Here is a 23,428-nt window from a genome sequence, read left to right on the forward strand (position 1 = left end):
ATTCGTTTTTTTTTAAAAGCTTACTATAAATTCTTTTATCAATTTCCGAACATTTGGCTCGGCTTTTTTAGCTGCTTCAAGCACTTCCTCGTGACTAACTTCATCTATATTGTGTTCATCGCCCATGTCGGTAATTACCGATATCCCAAGACATTCTAGTTCCATGTGACGGGCTACAATAACTTCTGGCACGGTAGACATTCCCACACAATCGGCACCCACAATTTTAACCATTTTATATTCGGCCAAGGTTTCAAAAGTTGGCCCTTGTAAACCTAAATAGATGCCTTCTTTTAAATCAATTCCATGTTGCAAAGCAATTTCTTTTGCTTTTTTCTGTAGGATTCTTGAATAAGGCTCACTCATATTCACAAACCGCGGTCCAAAACGTTCGTCATTAGTTCCCCGCAAAGGATGGTCGGGAAACATATTAATGTGATCTTTTATTAATACCACGTCACCCACTTTGTAATTCGGATTAACACCGCCTGAAGCATTAGACACAATCATTGTATTAATCCCTAAATATTTCATCACACGAACAGGAAAAGTTACCGTTTTCATATCGTACCCTTCATAATAATGAAACCTTCCTTGCATGGCTACAACCTGTTTGTTCCCAATTTTACCAAAAACCAAAGCTCCTTGATGTCCTTTAACGGTAGAAACAGGGAAATTTGGAATGTCGGCATACAAAATCGTATGTTCTATAACCATATCATCAGTAAATGAACCTAGACCAGAACCCAAAATAACACCAAATTCAGGTGAATAATTCGTTACTTCTTTTAAAAACTTAGCTGTCTCTTGTACTTTCTCCCACATGACTAATTTCTTTTTAATTTTCAATAAATATTCAAACATTCGCACGCAAAATAAAAGCTCAAACTGATTTTACTCATTGAGCTTTATTTTTTGTTTTTCAAAACACTTAATTTTTCAAATGTAAAACAAATAATGAGAGTTATAGTCTTTTTAGTAAAAAAGAAAAAACACCATTAATCAGTTTTAAAAACTGAACAAATTAAAGCATTGTTTTTAAACCTTTTAATGGTGCTTCCCTGATTTTTAAAATGTTATTTTTTTTCGAAATTTCCTTCGTTAACGTCTTTTATAAATTTAATTAATCCTGTGAAATACGTTTTTGGATCATCATACAAAGCACAATGACTGCCATTTGGACAAAGCAAAAAAAGTCCGTTTTGAACTTCATTAACAACCCATTCCATGTGTTTTGGATCCATCGTATCATAGGTTGCTCCGATGACAAGCGTTGGTGTTTTAATGTTTTTTAGTTGTCCTGTTATGTCCCAATTTTTTAAAGTTGCTTTATCAGTCATTCCAAATTCACTGTGACCTTGCATATAAATATAAATTTTTGAGTTTAAATGAGTAAACATTCTAGTGGCTGGTTCTGGCCATTTTTCGAGTGGTATTCGCAGAATATGTTCGGTATAATAGTTTGTCATCAGTAATTCGCTATACCTTGGATTTGCATAATCATGTTTTGCTTCTAACTCTTTTATTTCTTTTAAAACTTCAGGTTTTAATTTTGGATCAAGAACTTCGTTAGCATATTTTCCATAAGCTGGAGCACTCATCATCATATTGGAAATGATTAATCCTTTTAGATTATCCTGATATTTCAACGCATATTCAGCCGCTAAGATTCCACCCCAAGAATGTCCTAGAAGATAAAAATTATCTTTCGTTAAGTTTAATGCTTTTCTAACTTGTTCTACTTCTTCTACAAAATGCTCAAGTGTCCAAAGTGTTGAATCGTTTGGTTTATCACTGTAATGGGAATCCAATTGGTCGTAATAAATATATTCAATCTTCATTGGGCAAATAGCCATCAAATGCTTCAAACGCTTCGTGTGTTCCACCTGGACCGCCGTGTAACAACAATACTCTCATTTTTGGGTTATTTCCAACTCGTTTTGTCCAAACTTTGAATGTTCCTTTTGGAGTTGTAATTGGAATCATTTTAATTCCGCCAGTTAGTTGGGTCGTCACTATTGTAATAATCAAAATAGGTTGATTTAGAAAACGTTTCTGTTTCTTTTTTCTCGTTACAGCTTATCAATAAATTTATTGAAATAAGCAAAAGGTAAATTGTATTTTTCATATCATACTATTTATTATTATTCTTTTTTAATTTCATATTCACCCGAACCATCTTTTTGTTTCATTGCTGTTACTTTGCCATCTTCTAGTACAAATTCTATGGTGAAATCGGCAAATTCTTTTATTTTAAAAACATTTGGTTTATAAGGTATTAACTCTAAATCTGGTGAACCTTGAATAAATAGTTGGTTTTTGTTTTTCAAAACAAGATTTATAATTGTTGTTCCTATTTTATATTTTCCGGTATATTTGGTCAAGATTTCTGGTGTGCTTAAACTTGAATCTGATTTTCTTGTAAAAGTTACTTCTCCTTCATCTAATGAAATTAAAAATTGGTCAATTTCACCTTGAGGATTGGTTTGATAATTTATTGAAAAAAATCCGGCTTCTTCATCATTTGTAGTATCAAAACGGTCGTAATGAAAATGATTTAATGGCAACTGAATAGCATTCAATTTAAAAAACATTTGATTTTCTTTTTGAGTAATACTTATTATTCCGTAAGCTTTGTCTTCAAATTCTCCCAAATAATCGCTTATAGGATGTGATGGTTTTGTGTCTTTTATTTGTCCTTGTTGTGCATTTTTTCTACCATCTTTTTCTATTTTTTTTCGAGCATCTCTATTTTTTAAACCTCTTTCGCTCCATGGAGTTATAGAAAGTCCTAATAAATGCTCATAAATATTATATGTAATTGAATTATACGAAAAACCATGATCGCCAATTACAAAAACAATTACGCCAATATTGTCTTGTGGCATATAGGATATTTGCGAGTGAATTCCGTCAAAATCTCCGCCATGCAATAGCAATTGATGTCCTCGATAAGAAGCAGTTTGTCTTCCCATACCATAAAAAGGATTAAGCACTTCGGTAAAACCTTGCTCTAACAATGAGTTATTTAAGGCAATTGATGGTGCTTTTGTAGCATTGACAACGGCTTCTGGAATTATTTGTTTTTCATCAAATTTTCCTTTATTCATTAATGCTATAAGCCAATTGGACAAATCATTAATATTTGAAATCATTGATCCGGCTGGACCTAAACCGTCAGTTTGTTCTAAATAAGGAATTTTATACAGTATATTGGTATCTCTTTTTTCATTAAATGGAACAAAAATGTCTTGTTGTTTTTTCATATCTGCAATGCTGAAAAACGTATTATTCATTTTTAACGGATTCAATATTTTTTCTTGCACATAAGTTTCCCATTTTTTTCCTTCAATTAAATCAATAATATGTCCAGAAGCTGCATACATTAAATTATTGTATAAAAAACCTTGACGTAATGGCTGAGCTGGTTCTAAATATTTTAATTTATCAAACAATTGGCTTCTGTTAAAATCTGATTTATACCATATTAAATCATGTCGAGTTACACCTGTTCTATGGGCAAGCATGTCTCTAACAGTAATGGTATTGTTTAATTCATTATTATAAAATTGAATAGATGGCACAAAAGTTTTTATTGGTTTATCCCAATCTAATTTTCCTTGATCAACTAAAAATCCTACTGCGGTAGCCGTAAACAATTTGGTATTAGAAGCTATTTGAAACAGCGTATTTCCTGTAATTGGTAATTTTTTTTCATAATCGCGATAGCCATATCCTTTCATAAAAACAAGTTTGCCGTTTTTAACGACTCCAACACCAACACCAGGCATATTCCAGTCTTTCATGACTTGCTCCATCTGTTTGTCGAAATTTTTCAACTTCTTTTGAACTTCAGCATCTTGAGCAAAACCAATGTTTATACTAACCAAATAAAGCAAAAGGCAAATTGTATTTTTCATAAATTAAATTGTTTTTGAATCATTAAATATACATTAGTGTAGTTTTCTAAAATAATTATCTAATTGTACAATTTTGCCGTTTTTTATTACAAAATCATTGACGGCATCAATAGAATCTGTAACTCCTTTTTCGTCTTTCCAACTTTCTCTGTAAAAAACAGTTACATAAGCTTTACTTTTATCTTTAGATTGAACCGACTTCCAATCTATCATGGAAATTTTAAATGTGCTATTCCAAATCTGACCGAAAAAAACTTTTAGTTGATCATTAGACATTTTCTGGTCCATTCCATCAAATCGTACTTGAATCGAATCTCCAAAATAACTTACTGCTTCGTCCATTTTACCAGTTTCCCAAGCTTTTAATGCCGTCAATGCCAATTGTGTATTTTCTTTACTACCAGTTTCCCAATTATCAGGTTTGTCAATCGTATAAGGATAATTTGCAACTGTTGTTTCAGTTGTTTTGTTTTCAACAGTTGTTTTGTTACTGTTATTACAACTGCTTAAAATCAGCAAAGTTGTGAAGAACGAAAAATATAAAAATTTTGTCATAATAAAATTATTTTTTAATTTATTTATAGAATTAAAAGAAATATAAAATTCTATTCATGTTTGTATTTACTTAAATGAGATTAATTTATTTTTTAACCTTATAACTCAAGTTGTCATTTGACCAACTATATAAAATTTCCTTTTTTGAAGCCATCATAAATAATTCATCTATAGATTTATTCACATCTTCTCCAACAATTTTGTCATTATCTTCATACATCTTACTAACATGAGCTTCATCTTTCCCACTCAATACAACTGCATAATATTCGTTAGGAGTTCCGATTCCACTTCGATAAATAGTAAAATTGGCAATAGCTCCTTTTTTAGTAAATGAATCTTTTATTGATTTAATTTTGTCATATACTTTTTTACCCTCACCTGGATTTATGTATAAAAAATATATTCTTGCAAAATCATGTCCTTCAAAAGTTTCTCCTTTAGGTCTATAACTCAAATCATCTTTGTAATGAAGAATAAATCTCGTGATATTATCTAAACATTTATCATGATCTTCACTCATTTTACTAAATTTAGCAACACCTACTTTTTCAGAAAATTCTTTGTATGGATTATTGTCTAAATCTGCGAAACTTTTAATTCGAGATAATGAGATTGAGCTACCGTCTGATAGAAAAGAAAAGCTTGAAGAATAGGGAAATTTATGCTTTTCAAATTCATTCAATATTGATTTTCTTGCCGTCATAAACTCATTTCTTTTAGAAGGTTTTACCCAATATTGTTCTACATAAATCAATGCATCTTGTGCAAAACTTACTGAAGTAGTAAACATAAATAACATCGCCAAAAGCAAAGTATTTTTAAATAATCGTTTTTTTGTTTTCATGATTTTGTTTTTTTTAGTTAATAGTTTTTGAATAAAAAATCTTTAAAATTTTGAATTAATAATTAATTTGCTTCTCGTTGAATTGTATTTATTTAGTATATATTATAATATTACTTGGTTAATGATTTAGTTTATAGAACTGATTTGTATAAATAGAATTATCAAAAATTCTATTTGCGTAATTTTTTCCAATAAATTATCGTATCAATTAAATAGATGAAAAGAAATTACGCATCTAAGTAATTGATAACTGCTATGAAAATAAAGTGAGTTAGGACGAAATAGACAAAATTGTGTCCGTAGAGTGCTTTTTATTTACCGAAGAAATTATGCAGACTTTTTAATTTTAAAGTCAAAAACTAATGTAGTTCCATTTCTGTTTTCTTCTTTCATGGTTCCATTTAACTGTTGGGTCAACAACGAAATCAACTGACCGCCAAAACCTGTTCCGTGTACTGTTGCAGATTTTCCTATACCGTTGTCGCTAACTCTTAATTGAAGTGTATTATGGTTTTGCTTTTGAAGTTGTATGGTTATCGTCCCGATTTCATTTTTCGGAAAAGCATATTTTACTGCGTTAGTAAGTAGCTCATTAACTATTAACCCTAAAGGAACAGCAGTATCAATGTCTAAATCTAGATTATCCATTGCTAATTTTAAATCAATTCTCTGTGATGCACCAAAAGTATCAAGAATATTTTCTCCTAAATTTAAAAAATAGTCTTTCATTTCTATCGCACCAAGATTAGTTCCTTGATAAAGTTTTTGATGTACAATTCCGATGGAATTAACTCTGTTTTGACCTTCAGTCATGGCTGCTTTAGTTTCTGTGTCGTCAATTTGTGCAGATTGCAATGCTAACAAACTCGATACAATTTCAAGATTATTTTTTACTCTATGATGAATTTCTCTAAGAAGAAGTTCGTTTTCTGCATTTTTCTGAGCTAAAAGTCGATTACTTTTACTTCTATTTTTATAACTTATATATGCAAAAATAAGCAATCCCAAAAGTAGCACTACAACTACAATTCCTAGGTATTGTACTAATTTTTGTTGTTCTATTTTAGATTCTTGAAATGAAATTGTTTCTTCTTTTTTTTGAGTTTCGTATTTAGTCAAAAGCTCCGACATTTTAGCATCACTTTCAATAGAATTTATACTATCTTTTAAATCATAAGCCTTTTGCTTGTAGGAAAGTGCGGATTCAAAATGATTTAAATTTTTATAAATTGTACTAAGGTGATTATAATTTTCAATTAAATTGGTAATATCATTATTGATTTCTTGCAATCGAATTGTTTCTAACTGATATTTAAGTGCTTCTTTATAATTACCAATTAACATATTAATTTCTCCTAAATTAGCTGTTACAGTATTAATACCATTTTGATAATTTGCTTCTCTTGCTATTTTTAAACAATTTGCATATAAACGAATAGCTTCCTCATATCTACCTAATTTTTTAAGTGCATTTCCCTGACTATTTCCAATATCTACTAAAGATACTTGTCCGAAATTTTGCTCTTTAGCAATGGCTTTAGCTTTAGTAAAATAATCTAATGCTAATTGATTTTTTTTCATTGCAATTGCAACTTCTCCAGCATTATTATAAACATAAAAAAACTCAGATACTAAGTTGTTATCCTCAGCCATTTTAATCGCTTTTTCAGCATAAATAAATGCTTCTTTCAATCTATTTTGCTTAGTTAAGTCCCAAGATACATTTGTCATTGCATTACAAATACCTGCCTTATCATCAATGCTTTCCATTAACTTTAATGCAGTAATGTCCTCTTTCATGGCTTTTTCATATTCGCCATTTTTTTTAAAAATCCACGCTAATTTGAAAGATGTAGTTGCTTGCCCTTTTACATTTTTTACAGCTTTATGACCTTTCATTGCTTTGTCAAAATACAAATTTGCTGAATCTAATTGAAGTAAGTTAGCGTGCATTGTTCCTTTTATTTCATAAAACTTTGGTTGCCAATTTTTCTCTTTTAAATCATCGGCTAACTTAGATCCTCTTTGAGCTAAAACTAATGCTTGTTCTAAGTCATTTTGAGAAACAACTTTAACCATTTCATAAAGAATTTCCAGTTTTTTAAGCTGATTTTTCTCTGATGATAGTCTTCTCTCTAAATCTGTTATCTTAGAGTTTTGACTATAAATAATAAAAGGTAGAAATAAAAATACAAGCAATTTTAATTTATTCATCTTCTTTTAAAATTATACTTTTTGGATGTGAAGTAATAATTGTTTTTTCAATTCAGCTGTAATAGGAATAGCTTTTTTCGCAATAACAATATGAGTAGAGGCAATTTCATCAATGTGTTGCATATTAATGATAAAAGATCTGTGAATTCTCATTAAGTTATTTACATTCAACTTTTCTTCTAAATCTTTTAATGTACTCACAATTAAATGTTGCTTTTCTTTGCAATGAATTTTAGAATAATTACGTTCTGCTTCTATAAAAAGAATGTCATTGATATTAATTTTAATCATTTTATCATGACTTCTTACGAATATCGAATCACTCATGACGAATGTTTCTGTTTCATGAAGATCCTGTTTTTTTTCTTCTTCTATACGAAGTATTACGAGTTCAATTGCCCTTTGCAAATCTATTTTTTTAAAAGGTTTGCTTAAAAAAGCATACGGATGGGTAAACTTTGCTCTATTGAAATGATGCTCATCAGAATTTGCAGTCAAGTAAATTATAGGAATATTGAATTCTTTTTGAATAAGATGTGCGAGCTCAATACCGTCTAAATCACCTTTTAAATTTATATCCAATAGGATAATTTTAGGCTGCTGCAATCTTATTTTAGGTAAAACCTCTTCACCTCTCGGAATGATTCCAATTACCTCATAACCAAGATTTGTAAGTTGCAATGAAATATTTGCTCCAATAATCATTTCGTCTTCAACCACTAGTATGGTAATATTATCATTCATTTGCAGAAATTTGTATACGGATAATCAATATCTAAAAAGTGTTTTTTATAAAAAAAAAAATACAACTTAATCTCAACAAATATAACCAATTAAATAACTTTTTAATAAAATAATTAACTATAAAAAGCAACTAATATTAAACTTTTTCATAAAGAAATTATACCACGATTATTTATTAAGTAAATTGAAAATGGTTGAATCAAAATCATCACCATTACCAACAAAAGAACTTTTTATAGGAAGATAAAAAAGTTGTTCTTTTGGTAGCATTCCGCTTAAACGCACAAAATCTTTTTCGGTAGTAATAATTATTTTATTTTGTACTTTACTTTTAATTTCAGCAATATCTGTTGATGAAAAATGATGATGATCTGGAAAAGTTAACACAATGTCGTTTTCTTTTTTTAAATAGTGATAAAAAGAAGCTGGTTTTGCAATTCCAGTAAGTAAAACTTTTGGCTCATTTTCAATAGCAGCAACTTTTAAAGTCAATTCCTCCGAGTAAACCGAATCATCATAAGCAATCGTACTAAAGTAAAGCTCTTGACTTTTATTTAAACGCAATTTTAATTGTAGTTGTAGCATTTCTTCTTTAGAAATAGTTGGCGGACATTTGGTCACCACCACTACGTGAGCTCTTTTTGCACCACTTCGAGCTTCTCTTAAGTTTCCAGTTGGAAGTAGATAATCATCAACATACAAATCATCGTAAGCTGTCAAAAGAATATATAAACCTGCTTTGACTTTTCGGTGTTGAAAAGCATCATCTAAAAGAATGACAGTTGGCTTATTTTTTTGAGCAAGCAAGTTTTCGATTCCGTTTTTCCGATTGGCATCCACAGCGACTTGAATTTTTGGAAATTTTTGGTAGATTTGAAAAGGTTCATCGCCTAAGGTTTCTGGCGTATCTTTTTTTGAAGCCAACAAAAAGCCTTTTGATTTACGTTTGTATCCTCTACTTAAGGTGGCAACTTGAAAGCTATCTTGAAGTAATCGAATTAAATATTCAATTTGCGGTGTTTTTCCAGTTCCGCCAACGCTTAAGTTTCCAACGGCAATAATTGGAATATCAAATACATCAGCTTTAAAAATACCACTATCATAACACCAATTTCGAATTGAAGTGATGAAACCATATAAAATAGCAAACGGAAATAGTATTTTTCGCAAGAAAATCATGTGACGAAAGTAGGGATTTTTTATCTTTGAAAGAAATATTACTATATTCGATTTTTAGAACCCACTATTTATGAAACTCAATACTATCTTAGAAGAACTTGAATTACTCGCTCCCTTAGCTTATGCCGAAGATTTTGATAATGTGGGATTATTAACAGGTAATATTGAGCAAGAAATAAACGGAATTCTCGTTTGCCACGATGTGTTAGAAAATGTAATTGACGAAGCTATCGAAAAAAAATGTAACCTCATTGTGTGCTTTCACCCTATTTTATTTAGTGGTTTAAAAAAAATTACGGGGAAAACGTATGTTGAACGTGTCATTATTAAAGCAATCCAAAATCACATAGCTATTTTTGCGGTGCATACGGCTTTGGACAACCATCAAAATGGGGTTAATAAAATTATTTGTAATCAATTGGGATTAAAAAACACACAAATTTTAGTTCCAAAAGAAAAGTATATTCGAAAATTAGTGACCTATACGATTTTAGAAAACCATGAACAACTGCGAAACGCTTTATTTGAAGCCGGAGCGGGAAACATCGGAAATTATGAAGATTGCAGTTTCAACTCGAAAGGTTTAGGAACGTATATGGGAAATGAAAATAGCAATCCAGAAATTGGACAACGTTTTGAATTTGTTGAAAATGAAGAGATTAAACTAGAAGTTACGTTTGAAAAACATTTAGAATCAAAAATTCTGAAAGCGATGTTTCAAGCCCATTGCTATGAAGAAGTGGCGTATGAAATTTATGAATTACAAAATCAACATCAAAATATTGGATTAGGAATGATTGGCGAATTAGAAACAGCACTTTCTGAACTCGATTTTCTGCAAATGGTCAAAGAAAAAATGCAGTGTGGAGCAATTCGTCACAGTGCTTTTTTGGCTAAAAACATCAAAAAAGTTGCTGTTTTAGGAGGTTCAGGAAGTTTTGCGATTAGTCAAGCTAAAAAAATGAAGGCCGATGCTTTTCTAACGGCCGATTTGAAATACCATCAATTTTATGAAGCTGATAATCAGCTACTTTTAGCAGATATTGGTCATTATGAAAGTGAACGATACACAAAAAACTATATTGTTGAATTTCTTATTAAAAAAATGCCTAATTTTGCAATCATTTTATCAGAACAAAATACAAATCCAGTTAAGTACTTTTAGATTATGACAAACGTAAAAGAAATGAGTGTAGAAGAAAAGTTAAGAGCACTCTATGACTTGCAGTTAATCGACTCAAGAATTGATGAAATCCGAAATGTAAGAGGAGAATTGCCACTTGAAGTGCAAGATTTAGAAGATGAAGTTGCCGGTTTAAAAGCACGTAATGAAAAATTAAAAGCCGATTTAGAACAAATTGATGAGCAAATCAAGGGCAAAAAAAATGCTATTGAAGCCCACAAAGAAGGCATCAAAAAATATACAGAACAACAAAAAAATGTTCGTAACAACAGAGAATTTAATTCGCTAACCAAAGAAATTGAATACCAAGAATTAGAAATTCAATTGAATGAGAAGCACATTAAAGAAATGAAAGCTTCTGTTGAATATAAAAAACAACAAGTTGCCGATTCGCAAGAACGTTTTAATGCTAAACAATCGCATTTAGAACACAAAAAAGCTGAATTAGGTGATATTATGGCTGAAACGCAAAAAGAAGAAGAATACTTAACAAAGTTATCTAAAGAGTATGCAGACAAAATCGAAAGCCGATTATTAGCTGCTTACACGCGTATTAGAACAAGTGTTAGAAATGGTTTAGCTGTCGTTTCGATTGAAAGAGGAGCTTCTGCTGGTTCTTTCTTCACGATTCCTCCACAAACACAAGTGGAAATTGCCGCTCGCAAAAAAATCTTAACCGATGAGCATAGCGGAAGAATTTTGGTTGACAACGTTTTAGCCACTGAGGAAAAAGAAAAAATGGAAAGCATTTTTGCAACTATATAATTAATCTAAACCCCGAATAAAATCGGGGTTTTTTTATGAATACAATGCTCAAAAACATCCTTACAAAATCAATTGGTGCCTATATCAATTTGTTAAGTTATCTTTCTCCTAAAAAGGCAACGCAATTGGCTTATCGTTTTTTTAGTGAGCCCCGTGAAGGAAAACTCCTTGAGCATAATTTGCCTTCGCTTTTAAAAAATGCCGAACGAGAAGTCATGATTTTAGACAACCAACAATTTCCGATTTATACTTGGCAAGGCAATGCTACCAAAATTTTATTAGTTCATGGCTGGGAGAGTAATGCCGCTCGTTGGGAGCCGCTTTTCCCCTATCTGCAAAAAACAGGAAGTACAATTATAGCACTCGATGCTCCTGCTCATGGTTTGGCCGAAGGCAAAGAATTTAGCGTTCCAAATTATGCCGCTTTTATACATGAAGTGGTAAAAAAAAGTAAACCTCAAGTGATGATTGGTCATTCAATTGGCGGCTCTGCCTGTTTGTATTTTCAAAATCGTTATTCTACTTTATCTATCAAAAAAATGGTTTTACTTGGTGCTCCAGCTGATTTAGGAATTTTGCTCAGTAATTACGCAAAGTTATTAGGATTAAATTCCAAAATTATACCTTTATTAGATGCCTATTTTCTGGAGCGTTTCAAAACCAATTCAGCTGCATTTGTAGGCGAAAAATTAGCAAAAACACTCCAAGTACGCGGCATTATTTCACACGATGTAGCCGATGAAGTCGTTCTTTATGAAGAAAGTCAGAAAATTGCTAAAGGTTGGAAAGATTCAATTTTTATTGAAACCAATGGTTTTGGTCACAGTATGCACGATCCTGCTTTATATCAAAAAATTGAAAATTTTATCGTGCAGTCTTGATAATTTTCTTGGTAGTGGATTGATTCCCATCGGTTACTTTTACAAAATAAATACCATTTGACAAAAAAGAAATGTCCAATTGCAATGTAGAAGGCATTGGATTTTGAAAAACCTTTTGTCCCAGACTATTTATAATTTCCAACGAGGCAGTTGTTGAAAAATTCTCCGACAATAAAAATCTCAATTGGTCTTGAACTGGATTTGGAAAAACGCTAAATTCTGTTTTGTTTTGAGAAGTTAAACCTAAGACATACTCATCATAAATCCGTTGAATAGCTGCTTCCATATTTGGCAATGGTCCGATATTTCCTGCTACTCCTGTTCCTTGAGCAATTCCGGTTTCTTTTAAAATACTTCGTAATGCTGGCCCAGACAGATAATTTCCCGTTAAGGTTTTATAATACGACTGCATGACAATGGCACAAGCAGCCACTAAAGGAGTTGCCGAACTTGTTCCAGAAAAATTGGTATAGCCTTGATTAAAATCGTCTCCTACCATCACAAAATCACCATAACCACAAGCAAATACATTTTGTGCCCAACCTTGCACATCAACTCTAGTGCCATAGGTGCTTCCCCACCACCCACTTTGATAAAATCGGTTATGGTTTATATCGGGTGTGCCCGCTCCAACTAATATTGCACCACTATTTCCTCGATTTAAATAGGATAAATATAAATTTCCATCTAAATCTTGATTTCCATTACCTGCCGCTGCAACAATCACAATTCCTGCATCGGTAGCTGCTTTCGTTAAATCCCAGATAACATTATTATATTCTGCAGGCACATAATCAGTATAACCGGATACTGGTCCATCTTCTTGCATCTCAAAAAGAATAACATCACCGAGCGTTGAGTTTTGAATGGATTGATTGACCGCAAATATTCGATTATAACCCGACTGTTGCCATTCTGGAAACAAAACCATTTCTGTCACTTCATGTGCCAATCCTGTAATTCCGTACGAACCTCCATCGGCCATAATGATTCCAAAAACGGGTGTTCCATGCTCGGTATACTCGGTTGTTGCTGCGGAAGAAATCGTCATTCCTTCTGCCACAAAAGCATTCACTTCGTTTAAATCTTCGTGGTTTTTATTGAATCCATATTCTACATCACGCACACGAATACCGTTTCCTTTTATTCCTAAATCCCAAGCATATTGCATATTTAAACCTGGATTTGGCCCTATATAGGTTTGATTTGGTTGAAAATTAGGTGTCACTGGAGCGATATCAAAAGGAGGCTTTATCGGTGTTAAGGAAATTAAACTCGCGTAATTCACCTTTTCCAATTTCTCAAAAGCAGCTGCTAAATTCAGTAATTTTTCGTTCGTTGGATTATCTACTATAATTTTAAAAATGTTTTTTAACCCTATAACAGAAGTTGCCTCTCCTTTATTTAGAATCGCATTTTTCTCCATTTCTAACCATTTATCCTCTGAAAAATGAATTGTTTTTTCAAAATCCAATTGAAATTCTTTTACTAATTCAATTAGTTGCGGGAATTGAATTAGCAAAGCAGCTTTATCTGTTATCTCAAAAGGAGCCTGAAATGAAACATGTAAATCGTGTTTCTCACCTTTAGAATTTAACTGAAATTGATTTTTACGAGATTGACCGTGAAAAACAATAGAAAAAAGTAACACAAAAAATAAAACTAGCTTTTTCATCTTGGCAGTAAACAACTGAGTATTAGTAATTTTAAAAGATACGAGAATATTAATCAAAAGTAATTAAAAAAACAATTCATTTGAAATCCGTAAAATAAAAATTACTTTTGCAGTATGGAAGAAGTAGGAAAACGCATCAATAAATTTTTATCCGAGACAGGATTTTGCTCACGACGAGAAGCCGATAAATTAATTGGAGAAGGTCGCGTCACCATCAACGGAATTGTCCCAGAAATGGGAACAAAAATTTTTGAAACCGATGAAATTCGCGTGGACGGGAAGCTCATACGAGAAAAGAGAGAAAAACCAATTTACTTGGCCTTTAACAAACCTGCTGGAATTGAATGTACAACCAACCGAAGTGTACGAAATAATATTATTGATTACATCAATTATCCGGAACGTATTTTCCCTATTGGCCGTTTGGATAAAGCCAGTGAAGGATTGATTTTTATGACAAATGATGGGGATATTGTGAACAAAATTTTACGTGCTCGAAATAACCACGATAAAGAATATATCGTAACTGTTGATAAAGTTATCACCGATACGTTCTTAAAAAAGATGAGTAGTGGTGTGCCAATTTTGGATACGGTAACCAAAAAATGTAAGGTAGAACCCTTGAATAAAAATTCCTTTAAAATTATCTTGACGCAAGGATTAAATCGTCAAATTAGAAGAATGTGTGAATACTTAGAATATGAGGTGGTAGCCTTAAAACGCATTCGGATTATCAACATTTCATTGGATATTCCGTTGGGTCGTTACCGCGATTTAACCGAATCTGAGATTACAGAATTAAATCAATTGATTGAGCCATCTATTAAAACGGAAGAAGCCAGTTTGCCAAAATTAGAAACAAAAAAAATGGCTCCGAAATTGAAACCATTTAAAAGACAGTAATTTACTACTGCTATTTTTTAGCTAATTCTCTCATTCGTTGTTGTTCTCTCGCTAAAAGTGTATTTTTTAGTAACATCGCAATCGTCATTGGTCCTACTCCTCCTGGAACTGGAGTGATAAAGGATGCTTTTTTACTTACGTTTTCAAAATCAACATCACCAGTAATGCGGTATCCTTTTTCGCAAGTTTCATCTAAAACGCGTGTAATTCCCACATCAATTACCACGGCATCATCTTTAATCATTTCTGCTTTTAAATAATTAGGCACACCTAAAGCGGTTATGATAATGTCTGCTTGGGTTGTAATTTGAGCAATATTTTTAGTATAACTATGGGTTAAGGTTACGGTTGAATTTCCGGGAAAACCTTTTCGTCCCATCAAAATGCTCATCGGACGCCCTACAATATGACTTCTTCCAATAACAACAGTATGTTTTCCTTGTGTTTCTACACCATAACGTTCTAATAATTCTAGAATTCCAAATGGAGTTGCTGGAATAAACGTACTCATATCCAACGCCATTTTTCCAAAATTCTCTGGATGAAATCCGTCTACATCCTTACTTGGATTAATAGACATAATCACGTGTTGTGTATCGATTTGTTTTGGCAACGGCAACTGAACTATAAATCCGTCAATGTTGTCATCTTCATTTAATTCTTTAATTTTTTTAAGCAACTCGGTTTCAGAAGTGGTACTTGGCAGTTTTATTAAAGTACTTTCAAAACCCACTCGTTCACACGATTTTACTTTGCTTCCTACATAGGTCAAACTCGCTCCATCATTTCCCACAATAATTGCAGCCAAATGTGGGACTTTTTCGCCGTTGTCTTTCATTTTTTGAACTTCAGCAGCGATTTCGTTTTTAATGTCCTCCGAGATTTTTTTTCCGTCTAGTAGTTCCATTATTTGCTATTTCAGGTTTAAGTCTTATTTTTAATTCATTCCTTTCATACCGCCCATCATTCGCATGAGGTTTTTACCTCCTCCACCTTGCATCATTTTCATCATTTTGCTCATTTGGTCAAACTGTTTCATGAGTTGATTTACTTGTTCCACTTTTGTACCAGAGCCTTTTGCAATTCGTATTTTTCGTTTTCCGTCAATGACAGTAGGTTTTGAACGTTCTAATGGTGTCATCGAGTGAATTATAGCTTCAATATGTTTAAAAGCATCGTCTTCAATCTCCACATCTTTTAAGGCTTTACCAGCCCCAGGAATCATTCCGACTAAGTCTTTCATGTTACCCATTTTCTTAATCTGCTGAATTTGAGAAAGGAAATCATCAAAACCGAATTCGTTTTTCGCAATTTTCTTTTGCATTTTACGAGCTTCCTCTTCATCATATTGTTCTTGAGCTCGTTCTACTAAGGAAATTACGTCACCCATTCCTAAAATTCGATCGGCCATACGAGCAGGATAGAACACATCAATGGCTTCCATCTTTTCGCCTGTTCCAATAAATTTAATAGGTTTATTGACAACTGATTTAATCGAAATCGCTGCTCCACCACGGGTATCACCATCTAATTTCGTTAAAATTACACCATCAAAATTCAATCGTTCATTAAAAGCTTTGGCTGTATTTACCGCGTCTTGTCCCGTCATCGCATCGACTACAAAAAGAGTTTCTTGTGGCTGTATCGCTTTATGCACATTGGCAATTTCATTCATCATTTGCTCATCGATTGCCAAACGACCAGCGGTATCGACAATGACGACATTAAAGCCATTTGCTTTGGCATATTTAATGGCATTTTGAGCAATATCAACTGCATTTTTATTTTCTGGCTCCGAATAGACTTCGACACCAATTTGATCACCCACAACGTGCAATTGATTAATTGCCGCTGGACGATAAATATCACAAGCAACTAAAAGCGGTTTTTTTCCTTTTTTAGTTTTTAAAAAATTAGCTAACTTTCCAGAGAACGTTGTTTTACCAGAACCCTGAAGTCCAGACATCAAAATGATGGAAGGCGTTCCTGATAAATTAATACCAACTTCTGAACCACCCATTAATTCGGTCAATTCATCTTTGACCAATTTCACCATCAATTGACCAGGTTGTAACGAAGTTAAAACGTTTTGACCAATCGCTTTTTCTTTGACTGCATTGGTAAATTCTTTAGCAATTTTAAAATTGACATCGGCATCCAATAAGGCTCGACGAACTTCTTTTAAAGTTTCTGCTACGTTAACTTCGGTAATTTTACCGTGTCCTTTTAAGATATGAAAGGCTTTGTCGAGTTTATCGCTTAAATTACTGAACATAATTTGTGTTTTCTAGAATTGAAAGGCAAAGATAATATAATCCGATGCAGCATCAAAAAATGATTTTAGCTAATTTTAAAAAGTAAATTTTTAAAACTGAAAATAAATAAACGGTTGTGGTCCCGCAGAAGAAGTTGCATAAACAATCCAAAAGAAAAAGGCCAAAATAATTGCTTTCACAACGAGTGGTGTGGCATCAAATGACTTTTGAAGTAGCTGAATAACTCTATTTGGAAGAAAATGCCAACAAAAACCAATTGCTAAAAGAATGAATACGTTTTGATAAGCTTGTATCACAATCCACCATTGATGCAGATTAAATGTAAGATTTCCAATATTTTCTATAATTTGAAAAGCGGTAGTAAAGTCTCTCGCTCTAAAAAACAACCAACAAAATGTCACAAAATGAAAAGTCAATATGATTTGTATGCTTTTTACAAATACGTTTTTAGGTAATTTGATTAGATTTCCGAAAAAGCGTTCAAAAGCGAGAGCTAAACCATGTAAGGTTCCCCAAAAAACAAATTTCCATGAAGCTCCGTGCCATAATCCACCGAGTAACATCGTCAAAAATAAATTGATATAGGTTCTCACTTTTCCTTTTCTATTTCCACCAAGCGAAATGTATAAATAATCACGCAACCATGTAGAAAGTGAAATATGCCAACGTCGCCAAAACTCGGTAATCGATGCCGATTGATACGGTGTTCTAAAATTGGCAGGAAGCCAGAATCCCATGAGCAAAGCCAAACCAATTGCCATATCTGAATAACCTGAAAAATCACAATATATTTGAATAGCATAGCCATACGAAGCCATCCAGTTTTCAAAAGGTGTATAACTCATCGGAGCATCAAAAACCCGATCGACAAAATTGATAGAAATATAATCTGAAATGACTGCTTTTTTTAAAAGACCACCCATTATTAAAAACAAAGCAACATTAAATTCCTCTTTGGTTAATTTTAGTCGCTGATAAATTTGCGGAATAAAATCACTTGCTCGTACAATTGGACCTGCCACCAATTGCGGAAAAAAGGAAACGAAAAACAGAAAATCCATGAAACTTTTAGTGGGTTTCAATTCTTTTCTATACACGTCTATCGTATAACTTAAGGTTTGAAAAGTATAAAACGAAATACCGACAGGAAGAATAATATCTTGGAATTTGAACTTCTCATCAAAAATCAAATTGGTATTATCAATAAAAAAATTAGTGTACTTAAAATAACCTAATAAGCCCAAATTAGCAACCAGACTAACTACGAGATAGAATTTTCTATAAAAATTGCTTTTTTCTTCATAGATCAATTTGGCGATTACATAATCTAAAACAGAGGAAAAAATAATGAGTAAAAAGAAGATTCCGCTGGATTTATAGTAAAAAAAAAGTGAAAAAGCGACTACGTAAGCAATGCGAAGTCGATGTGTTTTTTGAATTAAAATATAAATCAAATAAAACACCAAAAACATACCAAGAAACAAAGCACTATTAAACAAAATAGGCTTTTGAGCATCAAACACAAACCAACTTTGAACTTGCTCCCAAGAGATGTTCGTTACCAGTTGGTTTATCCAAGTATTGCTATCGAAAAGTGGTATCACTCGTTTACTTTTATTTTAAATTCGTTATACGATTCTAACAAAGCCTCTGTTAACAATTGTCCTTGCCGTTCATAACCTGTTTTAGTATAATGCACTCTGTCACTTCCAATTAAGCCTTCCTTTGCTAGTTGATTAATACCGAAAAGCCCGCCAAAATTGGAGAACAAATCCCAAACGGCATAATTTTTTTCTTCTGCTTGACTCACAATTTGTTTGGAATAATCTGCCACAAATGTATTTGGAAACTTTCGTTTAAATTGGGATGGCGGTGGCGTTGTAACTAAAATAGCTACCGCTGGATTTTTGTCTAAAATCGAATTAATCATTAACAATAACTGTTGATTAAAATCGGCTGTGATTAGTTTATCAAAACTTTCATTTGTTCCTAACGAAATGATTATCAAATCGGGTTGCAAAACGGATAATTGTTCAAAAAACAAGGGGTATTTAGAATAATCCGAACATTTTGCTCCGTTAACTCCAATAGAATGATATACAATTCCGGGATTATTATTCTCTAAAACTAATCCGTTTAAAGCAAAATCAGTTTGTTCTAAAGCTGGAATGATATAGATTTTTTTTACTAAGGAATCGCTGATAAATTCGTGAAAACCTTCATGCGTTGCCGTTTCCAAAGGAATAAATTCAGAGCGTTCAACTACTTTTTTAGCTTTTTCTTTAGATGGAATTTTTAATTTCTTACCTGCTCGAATTTGAGTTGATTTTAAGCCATTCTCTCTTTTTATCTCGGAAATTGAAACATTATATTTTTCAGAAATCACCGACAAACTCTCGCCATTTTTAATCGTATGCAAGATGTTCTTCGGAATCTCAGATTCAATTTTAATTGTTTTGGAAGTCAACGCTACCTCAAATAATTTCTTATTTTCTGGCGTAATCAATTTCAATTTATTAAAGGCGTAAGCTGCGTTTCGAACTTGTATTTCAATGGCAAAATCAGTTGCTTTTGTAAATAAAGCAATACCACTTAAACCGACGGGATTTCCGTTATCGGGATAAATGTTTCGTTGACTTTCCCAACTTTGATTGGACGAAAACCGAATATCATTCGAACCATTGGTTTTGGCTAAATTATAGGGGAAAACAAAACCGCGACCCGCATTTCCAAATTGTTCCTGTAATTTTGCACGAACCATTCCAGAAAACAAATCGGCTTGAATATGCGAATCGCCAAGATGCACTATATTAATTTTTCCTTTTTTTGACGATTGTAAATCGGATAATTTTTGATAAAAAGGTTGAAGAGCTTGATTATTTGAAATCATATTTAGAGCAACCACAACTTGGGTTGTGTCAATTTCAACATAGAGTGAATCGGTTTGAGCTGATAAAGAAATGCTCAAAAGCAGAAAACAACTACACCATACAATTTTAAGGTTTTTCATCAATCGGTTGCGTTTTGGCTTGAACTGAATCTGTCGTTGTCTTTTTTGGAACGACAATTCTAGTACTTCGCATGCGTTTATATTGAGCATAACCAGTTTGAATTTGGTCATACAAAAGGCCAGCTACTTTTTGAGCACCTTTATAATTAAAATGCGTATAATCTTTATTAGCTAATGGCGGATCTTCCTCAGCCCATAAAGCCATAGAACCTTCGCCGCCCATCGCTTTATACAAATTGAAATAACCTGCCTTTGCTTGAACTGCATATTTGCGTTGGGCATTCGTTAAAGGAACGACAGCCGAATCGGTTTTCATTTCTAATTCATATTTGGTTGCTTTATCTGCCGAAGAAATGACTAGAATAGTTACACCTGGGAAACATTCTTTGAGATGATTAACTACTTTTGTCATACTTTTTTCGTACCAATCATAGTTATAGGTTCCGTAATTTAAAACATTGGTTCCATAATGAAGGATAATTAAATCATAGTCCAATCGTTCTTGAAATTGTCGCATCATGGTGGTAGAAAAAGTAGAAATTGGCAAACCTGAATTGCCTCGATTCGAAAAATTATCAACGTGAACACCTTTTCCATCGTCAAAATTAAAACCATAAATCGGAATAGAATCAGCTTCTTTAAAACTCGCTTTAAAACTTTTGATGTTTACATTTGAAATAGGTAAAGCATTCAATGTTTTCTCTCCGTTTAATTTTTTGTATAAAGTATCAGCACCTATTTTTACTACAAGTTCAGCCTTTTCGTTCTTGGTTTTTCCATAAAAAAGTGTGGGATGATTCAATTGAGAAGTGAATTTTCCGTAACCTGCTTTATATTGAACCCAAGTAGTTGAAAGCGTATCATTTGCAAAAAACACATGCCCATTTACGCCAAAAGGCTTTAAAGGTCGTTTTACATTTAAATACGACTGGGTTTTCCAATTATCAGAAAATTGATGCGAAATAGAACCCCGTGATTTAGCCGATTCAGACGTAATCGAAACAAAACCAACACCTTGTCCGCCAAATTGTGCTTGCATCGCATAACGAAAATCTTGTACGATTAAATCGCCATCCGTCATGGAATCACCAAAATAGGCAATTCGAACATCACCATCATTTTTAGTTTCGAGTTGGTATAGTTTTTCAAAAAACGGAATTAAATATTGAAATCCTTTATATTCCTCGTATTCTTCGGGCGGATAAACGATACCATCCATTTTTTCGAATACAATTTTTTTTCGAAAAAAAGTATCAACAACCGGTTCCTTTTTTACTTCTTCTTTCTGTTGAGCAACTGATTCTAAGAGAAAGCTATCCACAACCACATTTTTAGTTGGCACTTTCGTTTCAGCAAAAATAAGTTTAGGTAAGACTTCTTTCAAGCCTAAAAAGCAAACCGCAGCTATTAAAATAGCCATAAAAGATTGAAAAAAATACGAATGTTGCTGTTTCACTGTACTTAAAATTACATTCGCTCTGGCACTTCAATTCCAAGTAAAGCAAAAGCCGACTGAATGGTTTCACCAACTTTTTGAGAGAGTTGGACACGAAATTTCTTCAAGTTTAAGTCGGATTCAGGTAAAATAGGAACAGCTTGATAAAAAGAATTGTATTCTTTTACTAAATCATAGGTGTAATTAGCCACCAAAGCTGGACTGTGTTGCGTTGCCGCTTGTTGAATTAAGGTTGGATATAAAGCCAAGTTTTTCAATAATTCTTTTTCTTTGGGATGCAAAGTAATAGCAGTAATTGATTCTGAAAATTCAAAATTTGCTTTGCGTAAAATCGATTGAATTCGGGCATACGTATATTGAATGAAAGGCCCTGTATTTCCTGCAAAATCAACCGATTCTTCCGGGTTGAAGAGCATCGATTTTTTAGGATCGACTTTCAACATAAAATATTTTAAAGCACCGAGTCCAATAATTTTATATAATTTTTCTTTTTCTTCCTCAGAATAACCATCTAACTTTCCTAATTCTTGTGAAATTTTAGCTGCGGTAAGTGTCATTTCTTCCATTAGATCATCGGCATCGACTACCGTTCCTTCCCGCGATTTCATTTTTCCAGAAGGTAATTCCACCATCCCATACGATAAATGATAGAGATTTTCTGCCCATTCAAAACCTAATTTTTTTAGAATTAAAAACAAAACTTTAAAATGATAATCTTGCTCATTTCCAACGGTGTAGACCATTCCGCCTACATCTGGAAAATCTTTTACTCGCTGAATTGCCGTACCAATATCTTGCGTCATATAAACCGCAGTACCGTCTGAACGGAGTACGATTTTTCGGTCTAATCCGTCTTCCGTTAAATCAATCCAAACTGAGCCATCTGAATCTTTTTCGAAAATTCCTTTTTCTAAACCATATTGAACAACTTCTTTTCCAAGTAAATAGGTATTGCTTTCATAATAATAGCTATCGAAATCAACCCCTAAATTTTTATACGTTGTTTCAAAACCATCATAAACCCATTGATTCATAGTTTTCCATAATTGGATTACTTCAGGTTTGCCAGCTTCCCAATCGAGAAGCATTTGTTGTGCTTCTAAAATAGAAGGAGCCATCTTTTTTGCCTCCTCTTCTGTTTGTCCCTTTGCTATTAATTCACTTATTTCACTTTTGTATTGCTTATCAAAAGCTACATAAAAATTTCCAACTAATTTATCCCCTTTTAACCCTGTGGATTCTGGTGTTTGAGCGTTTCCGTATTTTTTCCACGCCAACATCGACTTACAAATATGAATTCCTCTGTCGTTAATAATTTGGGTTTTATAGACGTTATTCCCGGCTGCTTTCAAAATTTCGGCTACAGCAAAACCTAATAGATTATTGCGAATATGTCCTAAATGAAGTGGTTTATTGGTGTTTGGCGAAGAATATTCCACCATAATGGCTTTTGAATCTTTTGTGGATTGACAAAACCCAAAAGTTGGATTATTCTTAATCTCTGAAAAGAAATGAAGATAATAGGCATCCGTCATCACGATGTTTAGAAAACCAGCCACCACGTTAAATTTTTCAACCTCAGCTACTTTTTCTACTAAGTACTTTCCGATAGCATTCCCAATTTCAGCTGGATTTCCTTTAATCAACTTAAGTAACGGAAATACAACGAGCGTAATATCCCCTTCAAAATCTTTTCTTGTTGATTGAAATTCGATTTTATCCGTCGAAATCCCATATAAGGTTTGAATAGCTTCTTGAGTAGGTTGGTATAAATAATCTTCTAACTTCATTTCTATAATTTATAGGGCAAAGATAATTTT

The 23,428-nt window shown here is 32.8% G+C and carries 18 protein-coding genes and 1 pseudogene; 4 read left to right on the plus strand and 15 right to left on the minus strand.

Annotated elements, in window-relative coordinates:
- Positions 1 to 12: 12 nt before the first annotated feature.
- The 8 genes and pseudogenes from PHR76_RS05320 to lpxK all read right to left on the minus strand — a co-directional run bounded on the left by PHR76_RS05320 (position 13) and on the right by lpxK (position 9,459).
- Entirely contained in the window at positions 13 to 825 is an 813-nt protein-coding gene (locus PHR76_RS05320; RefSeq protein WP_300059303.1) for a purine-nucleoside phosphorylase, read from the minus strand.
- A gap of 251 nt (positions 826 to 1,076) precedes the next feature.
- Positions 1,077 to 2,128, minus strand: a pseudogene (locus PHR76_RS05325) (proline iminopeptidase-family hydrolase).
- Between the two features lie 16 nt (positions 2,129 to 2,144).
- A complete protein-coding gene (locus tag PHR76_RS05330; protein ID WP_300059305.1) occupies positions 2,145 to 3,920 on the minus strand; it encodes a serine hydrolase in 1,776 nt (591 codons plus the stop codon).
- 33 nt (positions 3,921 to 3,953) lie between these two features.
- Positions 3,954 to 4,475, minus strand: coding sequence for a hypothetical protein (locus tag PHR76_RS05335; protein ID WP_300059307.1), 522 nt, complete (start codon positions 4,473 to 4,475; stop codon positions 3,954 to 3,956).
- A gap of 85 nt (positions 4,476 to 4,560) precedes the next feature.
- On the minus strand, positions 4,561 to 5,322 hold the full coding sequence (locus PHR76_RS05340; protein ID WP_300059309.1) for a hypothetical protein: 762 nt from the start codon (positions 5,320 to 5,322) through the stop codon (positions 4,561 to 4,563).
- A 327-nt stretch (positions 5,323 to 5,649) separates the two neighbouring features.
- Complete coding sequence (locus PHR76_RS05345) at positions 5,650 to 7,536, minus strand: histidine kinase dimerization/phosphoacceptor domain -containing protein (RefSeq protein WP_300059311.1); 1,887 nt, start codon at positions 7,534 to 7,536, stop codon at positions 5,650 to 5,652.
- 12 nt (positions 7,537 to 7,548) lie between these two features.
- Positions 7,549 to 8,280, minus strand: coding sequence for a LytTR family transcriptional regulator DNA-binding domain-containing protein (locus PHR76_RS05350; protein ID WP_300059313.1), 732 nt, complete (start codon positions 8,278 to 8,280; stop codon positions 7,549 to 7,551).
- 168 nt (positions 8,281 to 8,448) lie between these two features.
- Positions 8,449 to 9,459 (minus strand): tetraacyldisaccharide 4'-kinase, encoded by a 1,011-nt coding sequence (gene lpxK, locus PHR76_RS05355; RefSeq protein WP_300059315.1) that lies wholly within the window; start codon positions 9,457 to 9,459, stop codon positions 8,449 to 8,451.
- Positions 9,460 to 9,529: 70 nt separating this feature from the next.
- On the opposite strand from lpxK, the gene PHR76_RS05360 reads away from it, so the two are divergent.
- From PHR76_RS05360 to PHR76_RS05370, 3 genes are read left to right on the plus strand one after another with little or no spacing between them, the layout of a single operon-like run.
- Positions 9,530 to 10,624, plus strand: a complete 1,095-nt coding sequence (locus tag PHR76_RS05360; RefSeq protein WP_300059317.1) for a Nif3-like dinuclear metal center hexameric protein — start codon at positions 9,530 to 9,532, stop codon at positions 10,622 to 10,624.
- 3 nt (positions 10,625 to 10,627) lie between these two features.
- The gene (locus tag PHR76_RS05365; RefSeq protein ID WP_300059319.1) at positions 10,628 to 11,407 is read left to right on the plus strand and encodes a hypothetical protein; all 780 of its coding nucleotides are present in this window, start codon (positions 10,628 to 10,630) and stop codon (positions 11,405 to 11,407) included.
- 35 nt (positions 11,408 to 11,442) lie between these two features.
- Positions 11,443 to 12,288 carry an alpha/beta hydrolase gene (locus PHR76_RS05370; RefSeq protein ID WP_300059321.1) on the plus strand — a complete coding sequence of 282 codons (846 nt, stop codon included), beginning with the start codon at positions 11,443 to 11,445 and terminating at the stop codon, positions 12,286 to 12,288.
- Here the strand turns inward: PHR76_RS05370 and PHR76_RS05375 are convergent.
- Entirely contained in the window at positions 12,272 to 13,963 is a 1,692-nt protein-coding gene (locus PHR76_RS05375; RefSeq protein ID WP_300059323.1) for a S8/S53 family peptidase, read from the minus strand. The genes PHR76_RS05370 and PHR76_RS05375 overlap by 17 nt on opposite strands.
- A gap of 114 nt (positions 13,964 to 14,077) precedes the next feature.
- Between PHR76_RS05375 and rluF the strand changes: the two genes are divergently transcribed.
- Complete coding sequence (rluF, locus tag PHR76_RS05380) at positions 14,078 to 14,866, plus strand: 23S rRNA pseudouridine(2604) synthase RluF (RefSeq protein WP_300059325.1); 789 nt, start codon at positions 14,078 to 14,080, stop codon at positions 14,864 to 14,866.
- A 10-nt stretch (positions 14,867 to 14,876) separates the two neighbouring features.
- Here the strand turns inward: rluF and PHR76_RS05385 are convergent, their stop codons facing one another.
- The 6 genes from PHR76_RS05385 to argS all read right to left on the minus strand — a co-directional run bounded on the left by PHR76_RS05385 (position 14,877) and on the right by argS (position 23,398).
- Positions 14,877 to 15,773 (minus strand): tetrahydrofolate dehydrogenase/cyclohydrolase catalytic domain-containing protein, encoded by an 897-nt coding sequence (locus tag PHR76_RS05385; protein WP_300059327.1) that lies wholly within the window; start codon positions 15,771 to 15,773, stop codon positions 14,877 to 14,879.
- A gap of 30 nt (positions 15,774 to 15,803) precedes the next feature.
- Complete coding sequence (ffh, locus tag PHR76_RS05390) at positions 15,804 to 17,141, minus strand: signal recognition particle protein (protein ID WP_300059329.1); 1,338 nt, start codon at positions 17,139 to 17,141, stop codon at positions 15,804 to 15,806.
- 90 nt (positions 17,142 to 17,231) lie between these two features.
- The gene (locus PHR76_RS05395; protein ID WP_300059331.1) at positions 17,232 to 18,746 is read right to left on the minus strand and encodes an MBOAT family protein; all 1,515 of its coding nucleotides are present in this window, start codon (positions 18,744 to 18,746) and stop codon (positions 17,232 to 17,234) included.
- Positions 18,743 to 20,152, minus strand: a complete 1,410-nt coding sequence (locus tag PHR76_RS05400; protein WP_300059333.1) for a GDSL-type esterase/lipase family protein — start codon at positions 20,150 to 20,152, stop codon at positions 18,743 to 18,745. Before PHR76_RS05400 ends, PHR76_RS05395 begins: the two co-directional genes overlap by 4 nt.
- Positions 20,139 to 21,572: a GDSL-type esterase/lipase family protein gene (locus tag PHR76_RS05405; protein ID WP_300059334.1), complete on the minus strand. Its 1,434-nt coding sequence runs from the start codon at positions 21,570 to 21,572 to the stop codon at positions 20,139 to 20,141. Before PHR76_RS05405 ends, PHR76_RS05400 begins: the two co-directional genes overlap by 14 nt.
- Before the next feature lie 47 nt (positions 21,573 to 21,619).
- Entirely contained in the window at positions 21,620 to 23,398 is a 1,779-nt protein-coding gene (gene argS, locus PHR76_RS05410; protein WP_300059336.1) for an arginine--tRNA ligase, read from the minus strand.
- Positions 23,399 to 23,428: the final 30 nt, after the last annotated feature.

This window comes from Flavobacterium sp., from assembly GCF_028689845.1.
Lineage (GTDB): Bacteria > Bacteroidota > Bacteroidia > Flavobacteriales > Flavobacteriaceae > Flavobacterium.